Here is a 10444-nt window from a genome sequence, read left to right as displayed (position 1 = left end):
ATCTGCACAAGTTCGCCAAAGCAGTCGCGCCGGCCGCGCGGCTGGAAAACCCGCTTCTTGCGTTCGCGGCGCGACACCCAGATGCCGGCTTCCATCATCCACTGACGCAGCGTCTCCTTGCTGACGGCAATCCGGTGGCGCTCGAGCAGCTTCTCGGCGGCCAGGGTCGGTCCGAAATCCACGTAATGCTCACGCACCAAGTCGAGCACCAGGTTGCGGAAGTCCTCGCTGTGACGCCGGTTGCTCGCACGGCCGCGTTTCTTCGAGACAAGACCATCGGCGCCAGCCAGGTCATAGGCTTGCAACAGACGGTGGACCTGACTGCGGCTGAGACCGAGCAACCCAGCCGCCTCGACGACAGTCAGCCTCCGAGCCCGAATCTGCTGGATTAGTTCAAGACGATGCAATTCCTTCTGAGACATAACAATCAAACAAGACATGACGACTCCGAACACAGATGGCCTCAACCACGATGCACGTCGCTTATCTTGCTTCCCAATGCTGACGTTCGACCAGCATCCCAAGAGGCGACGACTGTCGCGTCTCTAACTAGCCTATATGTCGCATTTCTAAAATGCCGCTACAGGCCTAGATCACATAAGATAGATTATGGAACTTGCGGATATGTGAATCGCGCCGATCGTCCGCGTTCCGGCTTGTCCTGCCTTGACCTCACCCGGTCCCAAGGCTTAAGCGATATCGGTCTCCACCGTCAGCGAAAGACCCGGTCCGATGAGCGATTTGCGCATTCTTTCAGATGCTTTCATTCCTGAATTGCCAGGACGCTACAATGGCAAGGTGCGCGACAATTATGATTTGCCGGATGGCAACCGCATCATTATCGCCACCGACCGGCTGAGCGCGTTCGATGTCATCCTGACCGCGATCCCGTTCAAGGGCCAGGTGCTGACGCAGACGGCGCGCTATTGGTTCGAGGAAACTGCCGATATCTGCCCGAACCATGTGGTGTCCTATCCGGACCCGAATGTCGTCATCGGCACGCGGCTCGACATCCTGCCGGTCGAGATCGTCGTGCGTGGTTATCTCGCCGGCACCACCGGCACGTCGATCCTGACCAAGTACCGCAATGGCGAGCGCGACATGTATGGCATCCGCTTGCCGGACGGCCTGAAGGACAACGAGAAACTGCCGCAGGCGATCATTACGCCGACCAGCAAGGCCTTTGACGGTGGCCATGACGAGCCGCTCTCGGCCGATGACATCCTCTCTCAAAAGCTTTTGACGGCCGAACAATGGGAAACCGTGTCGCGCTATGCGCTGGCGCTGTTTGCGCGCGGCCAGGAGCGCGCGGCTGAACGCGGCCTCATTCTCGTCGATACCAAGTATGAATTCGGCACCGACAAGGACGGCCGCATCGTTCTTGCCGACGAAATCCACACGCCGGACAGCAGCCGCTATTGGATCACGGAGAGCTATGCGCAGAGCTTTGCGTCGGGCACGCGGCCAAAGAGTTTTGACAAGGATTTCGTCCGTGCCTGGGTGACCGAACGCTGCGATCCCTACAAGGACCCGATTCCGGAAATTCCGGCCGATCTCGTCGAACAGACGTCAAAGGTCTATATCGAGGCCTATGAGACGATCACCGGCAAGCGTTTCGTCGCGGATACTTCCGGTGCCACCGTCCTCGACCGCATCCGGTCCAATCTTCAGCCCTATTTCAGTTGAGGGATCTCAGCCGGGCTCATCGTTGACGTCGAACGCAATCTGCATGCCGTCATAGGCCGGTTCGATGTGCTCCGGCGTCTCGCGCATCACCGTCTCGTAGTCGAGCGGCGTGTGCATATGGGTCAGCACGGCGCGCTCGGGCGCAAAGCGCTCGATCCAGCCGAGCGACTGTTCCAGCGACAGGTGGCTCGGATGGAACTTGTATTGCAGCGTGTCGATCACCAGCATGTCCAGCCCGGTCAGCTTGCCGACGGTCTCTTCCGGGAAATCGCTGACATCGCTGCAATAGGCAAAATCGCCGATGCGAAAACCCATCGACAGGATGCTGCCGTGGTGCTGGAGGACCGGCTGCAGCACGATCGTTCCTCCGGCGCCGCTGATCGTGACTGGCGCCAGCGACGGATCGATGATCCTTGCCTCGACGATCGGCGGATAGCCGCTGCCCTCCGGCGTCTCCAGGCAATACCGGAACCCTTCGCGAATGCGCTCCATGGTCAGCGCATCGGCCCAGATCGGCATGCGTCTGCCGGTGTATTGAACATAGCCGCGCAGATCGTCGATGCCGTGAATATGGTCGGCATGCGGATGTGAATAGAAGACGGCGTCGATATTCCCGACCTTGGCGGCAATCATCTGCTCGCGAAAATCAGGCCCGGTATCGATGACGACGGTGGTCGTGCCGCCGTCATCGCCGGTCTGCTCGATCAGCAAGGCAGCGCGGCTGCGGCGGTTTTTCGGATTGGTGGGATCGCAGGCGCCCCAGTCGCCATTGATGCGCGGCACGCCCGGAGACGAGCCGCAGCCGAGAATGGTGAAGACCCGCCTCACCGCCATCTCACAAGTCTAGGCATTTTAGAAAACACGCGGAAAGCGTTGTCCGTGGTGATCGCCGCAATCTCTTCCGTCGAAACGCCGATCGTCTCGGCCAGAACCTGCGCGGTATGCGCCACATAGGCCGGTTCGTTGCGTTTGCCCCGGAATGGCTTTGGCGCCAGATACGGCGCGTCGGTTTCGACAATCATCCTGTCGTGCGGAACGGTTTTGGCGATTTCGCGCAGCTCTTCCGATTTCGGAAAGGTCAGGATGCCGGAAAACGAGATATAGCCGCCAAGGTCGACGCCGATCCTTGCCAGCTCCGGGCCGGACGAGAAGCAATGGAGAAGGAAAGGGAAGGCCCCCTTCCCTGTTTCCTCTTTCAGGATCGCGGCCATGTCGTCGTCCGCCGAGCGGCTGTGGATCACCAGCGGCAGCTGGGTTCGCCGGGCAGCAGCGATGTGGCGGCGCAGGCCGATTGCTTGTGCGTCGCGTGGCGCATTGTCGTAGAAATAATCGAGCCCGGCTTCGCCGATGGCAACGACCTTCGGATGCGCCGCCAGGCGCACCAGATCGTCCGTCTCGATATCCAGTTCTTCATCGGCATTGTGCGGATGCGTGCCGACCGAGCAGAAGACGTTGGCGTAGTTTTCGGCAATGGCGAGGATCGTGTCGAATTTTTTCACGCGCGTCGAGATGGTGATCATCTGGCCGACGCCGGCCGCGCGCGCCCGCTCGATGATCGCATCACGCTCGGTCTCGAAATCCGGAAAATCCAGATGGCAATGGGTATCGATCAGCATCGCGAGCTGTCCTCAAGCTTCCGGCGGGACATAACGCGGGAATACCGGTTTCGGGGCTTCCAGCGCCGTTCCGGCAACCAGCCGTCCGGCTTCGCCCAGCGAGGCGAAATCGCGCTTGCCGGCAGGCGCTGCCACGAGGTCGAGCAGCTTTGCCGACGATTCCGGCATGAAGGGCTGCAGCAGGATGGCGATCTGGCGCACGACATCTGCCGTAACATAGAGCACGGTCGCCATGCGCGCGGGGTCGGTCTTTTTCAGTGCCCAGGGTTCCTGGCCGGCAAAGTAGCGGTCGGCTTCGGAGACGACGGCGATGATCGAGGCCAGCGCCCGGTGGATCATCAATGCGTTCATGTCGTCGCGGGTCGAGGCATGCAGCGCATCGGCTGCGGCCAGCATCGCCTTGTCTTCGTCGGTGAGCGCGCCGCATTCCGGGATCTGCCCGTCGCAATTCTTGACGATCATCGACAACGAGCGGCTGGCGAGATTGCCGATGCCGTTGGCGAGATCGGAATTGATGCGGGTGGCAATCCCCTCTTCGCTATAACTGCCGTCCTGGCCGAAGGAGACTTCGCGCAGGAAGAAATACCGGATCGGATCGAGGCCGAAATGCGCGACCAGATCGACGGGATCGACGACGTTGCCGAGCGACTTCGACATCTTCTCGCCCTTGTTGAGCAGAAAGCCGTGGGCAAACACCTTCTTTGGCAAAGGCAGACCGGCCGACATCAGGAAGGCTGGCCAGTAGACGGCATGGAAGCGGATGATGTCCTTGCCGATCATGTGAATATTGGCCGGCCAGAATTTGGCGCGCGGGCCTTCCGGATCGGTCAGGTAACCAGTCGCAGTGATGTAGTTGGTCAGCGCGTCGACCCAGACATACATGACATGGCTTGGATCGTTTGGAACCGGAATGCCCCAGTCGAATGTGGTGCGCGACATCGACAGATCACGCAGGCCGGATTTGACAAAGGAAATCACCTCGTTGCGGCGCTCGGCCGGACCGATGAAGTCCGCGTTTTCCTCATAGTATTGCAGCAGCCTGTCCTGATAGGCGGACAGCTTGAAGAAATAGCTGGCTTCCTCCACCCATTCGACCGGCGATCCCTGCGGGCCGTAGCGGACGCCATCGGCGCGCACTTCCGTTTCGCCTTCCTGATAATAGGCCTCGTCGCGCACCGAGTACCAGCCGGAATAGCTGTCCTTGTAGAGGTCGCCCGCCTCGCCCATGCGGTTCCAGATGTTCTTGACGGCCTCGTGGTGGCGGGGTTCCGTCGTGCGGATGAAATCGTCGTTGGAGGCGTTGAGCAGAACGGTCATGTTTTGGAATTCGGCGGAGTTGCGGTCGGCCAGTTCCTGCGGGCTGATGCCTTCCTTGCGTGCCGTCTGCTGCATCTTCTGGCCATGTTCATCGGTGCCCGTCAGGAACAGGACCTCGCGCCCTTCCAGCCGCTGATAGCGCGCCACCGCATCGGTCGCGATCAATTCGTAGGCATGGCCGATATGCGGCTTGCCATTCGGATAGGAGATCGCGGTGGTGATGTAGAATGGAGACGTGTCGGTCATGATCGGGTTTCGGCCTGTGTCTGATCTTGGGTGTCTGGCTATTAGCGCATCCAACGGCGGGATGAAACAGTGCGCGCCTAGAAAAGCAGCGGCGTGCCGCCGCTCTGCACCTGCGCAAACCCTATCGATGCCGCTTCCACACGGGAGCAGAATGAAATTTCAGGCCATCGCGTGCGATGCCGCCCTCAGGTCATCGAGAATCGACAGAACCGTTTGTTTGCGATCGAGATTGTAGGCCTGCGCCACGGTAATGCGCTCGGTCACGCTGCTCGACAGACGCGCAAACCGGTCTGCCCTGCCGAGATCGCCGGAATGGGCGGCGCGGCGCGCCTCGCCCATCATATGGCCAGTCACTAGCGCCAGGAAGAAAGCGAAGATCGTTTCGCTGTCTTTTCCAGCCAGCACGTCGGCGAGCTTGTGCATGTCCTTGCGGATCGCGGGATCCTGCCCGGCAAGAATGGACTCGAATGTCGTCATGATGTCGAGGCCGCCGTAATTGATCAGCTTCAGCGCTTCCGACACACTGCCGTTCGCCGATATCAGCACCTTTTCTCCGTCCGCACCTGAAAGGTCGAAGCCGAGATTGTTCATGGCGTTGCGCATCGCGTCCGGCGCAAGCGGCTTCAATTGCAGCGGCAGGCAGCGCGACCGGATGGTCGGCAACAGCTTGCCAGGCGCATGGGTCAAGACCAGGAACAGCGACCGCTTCGGTGGCTCCTCGAGGATTTTCAGGATCGCGTTGGCGGCGTTGCGGTTGAGATCGTCGGCCGGATCGACGATGACGATCCGCCAGTTGCCGGTACCGGATGTCTGCGAAAAGAACTTTCCGGCCCGGCGCACTTCATCAACGGTGATGGCGCTCTTGACCTTGCCGGTCTTTTCATCGACCGGGCGCGCCAGGTGCAAAAGATTGTGCGAGGCACCCGACGCGATCTGCCGGCTGACGATTGAATTTTGATCGGGATCGCCAAGTTCCGCTGGCGCCTGCGCCGGATCGGGATGCGTCAGCACATGATTTGCAAAGCGGAAGGCAAGCGTCGCCTTGCCGATGCCTTCCGGGCCTTCGATCAGGATGGCGTGATGTCCCTTCCCCGACCTATAGCTTTGCGCCAGAAAATGCTCGGCCTCCTGATGGCCGAAAAGACACATGTTTTCGGCCGGAGAAATGGCGCCGTCGAGAACGTCGAACCTGTCGGTGCTCATTGTGCCGCTTCCGTATCCGGTCCGCTGCCCGAACCGGCCAGCATGGGTTCGACGATCAAAAGCACGGCTACGGCGATGTCGCTGGCCGAGGCGGACGCATCGACCACATGGCAGCGTCCGGGGTCGGCGTTGCCGATATCAAGAAAGGCTTCGCGGCGCTTTTCATGGGTTTCGAGTTCTTCTTTTTCGAAACGGTCGAGCTCGACTTCCTGGCCCGTCAGAACCTCGGCAGCCCCTGCCCTTCGCCGTACGCGCTCAAGACCGAGTGCTGCCGGGATGTCGAAAATAATCGTGCAATCCGGCGCGATCCCATTGATCGCGACGCGCTCCAGCGCCTCGATGAAGCTGGGCTCCAGATTGCCGGTAACGCCCTGGTAGACGCGAGAGGAGTCCATGAACCGGTCGCAGATCACGACGGTGCCTTTCAACAGCGCTGGCCGGATGATCTCCTCGACATGGTCGCTGCGGGCCGCAGCAAACAGGATTGCTTCCATGCGCACGCCGAATTCCTGGGCGGCGCCGGACAAGAGCACGTGCCGCACGGCTTCCGCACCCGGCGAACCACCCGGCTCGCGCGTCGTCAGCACAGTATGGCCGCGCTCCCGCAAGGCGTCGGCAAGCAGGCGAATCTGGGTGGATTTGCCCGCCCCCTCGCCGCCTTCGAATGTAACAAACAAGCCTGTTCCGACTGACACCGCTTATTCCCGTAGATCAATTTTCAATTGAACATCCACGAAAATGGACGTCCCTGTCTGTGTGCCGCGCCCCCGGCCACCGATACCGATGGCTGCTGCAAGGCGTGACACAGGGTCTGTTTAACTGATTGTGTCCGGCCGCGAAACCGCCGGTCGCGTCATTTCATCAGAGCCAGAAGAACAACAACTCCTGCAGCGCATCGACTGCCCGGCTGAAGAGCGAACCCTGCCCGACGGCAGCACTGGTTTCGACCGGCACCTCGCGCAAGAGCCGCTCGCCGCTCCAGATCTTCAGCGTCCCTGCCTGCTTGCCTGCCTCCACCGGCACGGTCAGCGGCCAGCGATAGATCACCTTGGCCGAAAGCCGCTCCGGATTGTTGACCGGCACCAGCACATCGACGGCATTGGCCGTGACAAGCGGGATATGCGATACGGCGCCGCCGTAGACACTCGCCTCTCCGAGACTGTCACCGGCTTCGAACAGCCTCTTTCTTTCAAACGCAGTCATCGACCAGTCGAGGATCTTGCGCGTCTCCTCGACGCGTTCCTTGTCGGTCGCAAGGCCGCCAAGCGCCAGAAAGACCCGTCGTCCGTCCCTCTGCATCGTCGCAACCATGCCAAAGCCGTAGCCCTCGGCAAATCCGGTGGCAAACCCGTCGACGCCGATATTGGCCGCGATCAGTGGCGTGCGATTCCGTTGGAGGATCTTGTTCCATTCGAATTCTGTCTGGGAATAATATTTGAACAGGTCCGGGTGGTTGGACTGAATGTGCTGCGCAAGCAGCGCCATGTCGCGCATGGTCGTCTTGTTGTCTGGATCGGGCAGCCCGGTGGCGTTGTGAAAGACCGAGCCGGTCAGCCCAAGCTCACGGGCACGATCGGTCATGCGCTTTGCAAAGGCCTCTTCGCTGCCCGTCATACCCTCGGCCAGAATGATGCAGGCATCGTTGGCAAGTTGGACGGTGACGCCCTGGATGAGATCGACGACACGAACACGTGATTTCAGTGCCGCAAACATCGTCGATGTTCCCGACGGTGCGCCGCCGGTTCGCCAGGCATGTTCGGAGACGGGGAATTCGGTGTCGAGCGTCAGCTCGCTCTTGCGGATTGCGTCGAAGACGACGTCCATGGTCATCAGCTTGGCAAGCGATGCCGGTGGAACGGCGGCATTTTCGTCCTTGGCGAACAGAACCGTGCCTGTCTCGGCATCGATCAGATAAACCTGTTTCGCCTTGGTTTCGAAAGCCTGCGCCTGCGCCTCCAACGGCGCGCAGACAATCAAGACAAGAGAAAAGAGAACCGAGACCAGTCGTATATGCATTCCAAACTCCGGTGCCTTCTCCGGCAGTAGCAGCCGGCCCACCGGTGATCAATCGCGAAGGATCGCGATTACCGCGCCACGCTCTTGCGCTTGGCGTATTCGACGATCGAATCGGGCGTCAAAGGGTTCTGGTCGACGAGCACTGCATCGAAAGCCGTCTTGGAATCGCTGACCCGGGCTTCGACATAGGCAGCCGCATAGGCCGTGTTGCCATTGGGCATTGGGATGTATTCCGGCCGCTCGCGCGGGATCGGGCCGATCTCCGGCAGCATGACGAAAGTATCGAGCCCGGCCGATGACGCACGCGGCGTTTCAGCTTCGGCAAGTGCCGTCACCGGCACGCCCATGTCCAGGTTCGATTTGGACGGGATGGTGGGCATGCCGAGATTGCCGGCCTGCTTGCGCAGCGGCTCGTTCGACGCGACCATGACACCGGTGGCGATCTGGCCTTCTGGGAATGCGTTCGGGGTGCGATCGCCCTTCTTGACATAGGATGCCATCAAATAGGGCATGTCGTTGCCCTCAAGCGGTGCCTTGCCGATATACTGCACGCGAACCTGGGCACTGCCCTTGCGCTTCATATCGAGGAAGTCGGCCGTCTTGGACGAAACGTCGATGATGCGGCCATATTCATAAGGGCCACGATCATTGACCCGGACCACGACGGATGTGCCGTTTTCCAGGTTGGTGACGCGGGCATAGCTTGGCAACGGGAATGTCGGATGGGCAGCCGACAGGTGGTACTTGTCGTAGACCTCACCGTTCGCCGTCAGGCGGCCATGAAAGGCTGAACCGTACCAGGACGACATGCCTGTCTTGTTGTAGCCGAAATCTTCTTTCGGCTGATACCACTTGCCTTTGACCTGATAGGCCTTGCCGACCTGGTAGCGCCCGCCCCCTTTGGGAACGGCCTTACCCTCGTCAACAACGCGCGGGCTGGCCTTCACGCCATAGATCGACTCGGCAAAATACTCCTTGCTGCGCGGCTTGCCGTTCTTGACGGTGCTTGTCGAGCCGCATGCGGTCAGCCCGACGCAAAGCATCGGAATGGCGGCAACGCGCAATCCCTTGAAGAAAAAAGCCGCAGTCAGATTGGAAGTCATGTGCCCCACATCGCCATTCGTAAAAGCCGTACACAGCACCTTCCCGCATTTGCCTCCGCGAAGGTACCGGCGTCACGAAACGTAACAGTCGATTAATCATGACAACAACGTGGCGAAAATGCGAATGGTTAACCGTGCCGGAATGAAACAATTGGGATTATGGTTTACGAATAGTTAACGCGACGCCGGTCGAATACTGCCGATACTGGCTAAAAAACGCTTGAAAGTGCAGCTAACGGTGGGGCGAACGCAGACGAATACAGTCTCCTAGCAGACATAATCGACAATGTCGTAGCGAATACCGATAATGGTGCCATCGATGTCACGAATAAATGTGGAAAAATACTGAGGCTCAGGCGGTCTGCAGACTGAACCATGCATCTGTTGGCTATCCGTCACCGCGACGGCGGCCACACCCGGCATGGGATCGTCATGCGCCTCAAGCGCGGCACGTACCGGTGAAGCAACCGCAGCAACGAGCCAGAAGACCAACATGCTCACCGTCCGAGTTTTCTTCAACATCGCTATCTCCCACAAAATATGATGTGAGAACCGGCCATCCGGGGTTTTGTTCCGGTAGCGCAACGCCGCGCCGCTGCAGAGCCATCGGTTGCGTCAAACCGCTGCCCGTTGCAGCTGGATGCCAGTCTGCTGCGGCACCCGGTTGACGTTCACAATCGGCAGGCTATAAAGCGAACCGTGACAGGTTGATGTCCGGATATTTGCACGGGGAAACCACCGCCCGCCAAAACGGTCTCACACAAATGCCCGTCATCAGGAAGAGTGTCCGAGTGGTTTAAGGAACCGGTCTTGAAAACCGGCGTGCGGGAGACCGTACCGTGGGTTCGAATCCCACCTCTTCCGCCAAAAACATGGCAAATGCGCTCGATTTAAATGGAATCCGCCGCGGGAATGCCCGCGTCACCATTGTTGAGCATGCTGTTGGCAACCGGATCTGGGAACTTCTCTTCCGGCGAATGCTGAACGCGTGAAAAAAATCGGCAACATTACAAACCCGTCACCAGTTGAGGTGACGGGTTCTAAATCGCCTCGCAAATATAATCGCTGAAAAGTCCCTCAATACGCAAAGTGGAAAACGCTTTCGCAGTCAATGCCGTTCCGGTTTCGGCCAAGGTAACAGCCTGATTAAGTTAGCCGTATCTAATTTAAAAGTCCATTCACCATTGTTTCGTCAATGTAAGGCGCCGTGATGCCGTACCAAAAGACTGGCTGCCTCAGCGATCTCGGTTCAATCCT

General features: G+C 59.5%; 11 protein-coding genes and 1 tRNA gene. 3 read left to right on the top strand and 9 right to left on the bottom strand.

Annotated features, from left to right (window positions below; genetic code table 11):
* The coding region (locus ACP7E6_RS05075) for a helix-turn-helix domain-containing protein (RefSeq protein ID WP_426228564.1) at window positions 1-440 on the bottom strand (440 nt) is incomplete at its 3' end.
* Between the two features lie 301 nt (window positions 441-741).
* On the opposite strand from ACP7E6_RS05075, the gene ACP7E6_RS05070 reads away from it, so the two are divergent.
* A complete protein-coding gene (locus tag ACP7E6_RS05070; RefSeq protein ID WP_426228562.1) occupies window positions 742-1686 on the top strand; it encodes a phosphoribosylaminoimidazolesuccinocarboxamide synthase in 945 nt (314 codons plus the stop codon).
* A gap of 6 nt (window positions 1687-1692) precedes the next feature.
* Here ACP7E6_RS05070 and ACP7E6_RS05065 read toward each other — a convergent pair whose 3' ends face one another.
* The 8 genes from ACP7E6_RS05065 to ACP7E6_RS05030 form a co-directional block, all read right to left on the bottom strand.
* Window positions 1693-2520, bottom strand: a complete 828-nt coding sequence (locus ACP7E6_RS05065; protein WP_426228463.1) for an MBL fold metallo-hydrolase — start codon at window positions 2518-2520, stop codon at window positions 1693-1695.
* The gene (locus ACP7E6_RS05060) at window positions 2511-3302 is read right to left on the bottom strand and encodes a TatD family hydrolase (RefSeq protein ID WP_426228461.1); all 792 of its coding nucleotides are present in this window, start codon (window positions 3300-3302) and stop codon (window positions 2511-2513) included. Before ACP7E6_RS05060 ends, ACP7E6_RS05065 begins: the two co-directional genes overlap by 10 nt.
* 12 nt (window positions 3303-3314) lie before the next feature.
* Window positions 3315-4865: a methionine--tRNA ligase gene (gene metG, locus ACP7E6_RS05055; protein WP_426228459.1), complete on the bottom strand. Its 1551-nt coding sequence runs from the start codon at window positions 4863-4865 to the stop codon at window positions 3315-3317.
* Between the two features lie 159 nt (window positions 4866-5024).
* On the bottom strand, window positions 5025-6068 hold the full coding sequence (locus tag ACP7E6_RS05050; protein WP_426228457.1) for a DNA polymerase III subunit delta': 1044 nt from the start codon (window positions 6066-6068) through the stop codon (window positions 5025-5027).
* Window positions 6065-6763: a dTMP kinase gene (gene tmk / locus ACP7E6_RS05045; protein WP_426228455.1), complete on the bottom strand. Its 699-nt coding sequence runs from the start codon at window positions 6761-6763 to the stop codon at window positions 6065-6067. Before tmk ends, ACP7E6_RS05050 begins: the two co-directional genes overlap by 4 nt.
* Before the next feature lie 166 nt (window positions 6764-6929).
* A complete protein-coding gene (locus ACP7E6_RS05040) occupies window positions 6930-8084 on the bottom strand; it encodes a D-alanyl-D-alanine carboxypeptidase family protein (RefSeq protein ID WP_426228453.1) in 1155 nt (384 codons plus the stop codon).
* A gap of 68 nt (window positions 8085-8152) precedes the next feature.
* Window positions 8153-9187, bottom strand: coding sequence for a septal ring lytic transglycosylase RlpA family protein (locus ACP7E6_RS05035; protein ID WP_426228451.1), 1035 nt, complete (start codon window positions 9185-9187; stop codon window positions 8153-8155).
* A 267-nt stretch (window positions 9188-9454) separates the two neighbouring features.
* The gene (locus ACP7E6_RS05030; protein WP_426228449.1) at window positions 9455-9709 is read right to left on the bottom strand and encodes a hypothetical protein; all 255 of its coding nucleotides are present in this window, start codon (window positions 9707-9709) and stop codon (window positions 9455-9457) included.
* A 255-nt stretch (window positions 9710-9964) separates the two neighbouring features.
* On the opposite strand from ACP7E6_RS05030, the gene ACP7E6_RS05025 reads away from it, so the two are divergent.
* Both ACP7E6_RS05025 and ACP7E6_RS05020 read left to right on the top strand, forming a co-directional pair.
* Window positions 9965-10054: transfer RNA gene (locus ACP7E6_RS05025), tRNA-Ser, on the top strand.
* A complete protein-coding gene (locus ACP7E6_RS05020) occupies window positions 10027-10179 on the top strand; it encodes a hypothetical protein (protein WP_426228447.1) in 153 nt (50 codons plus the stop codon). Before ACP7E6_RS05025 ends, ACP7E6_RS05020 begins: the two co-directional genes overlap by 28 nt.
* Window positions 10180-10444: the final 265 nt, after the last annotated feature.

The sequence above is a fragment of the Pararhizobium sp. DWP3-4 genome (assembly GCF_049898205.1).
Classification (GTDB): domain Bacteria; phylum Pseudomonadota; class Alphaproteobacteria; order Rhizobiales; family Rhizobiaceae; genus Pararhizobium.
The sequence above is the reverse complement of the archived record's forward strand: the minus strand, read 5'-3'. Positions and strand labels throughout refer to the sequence as shown.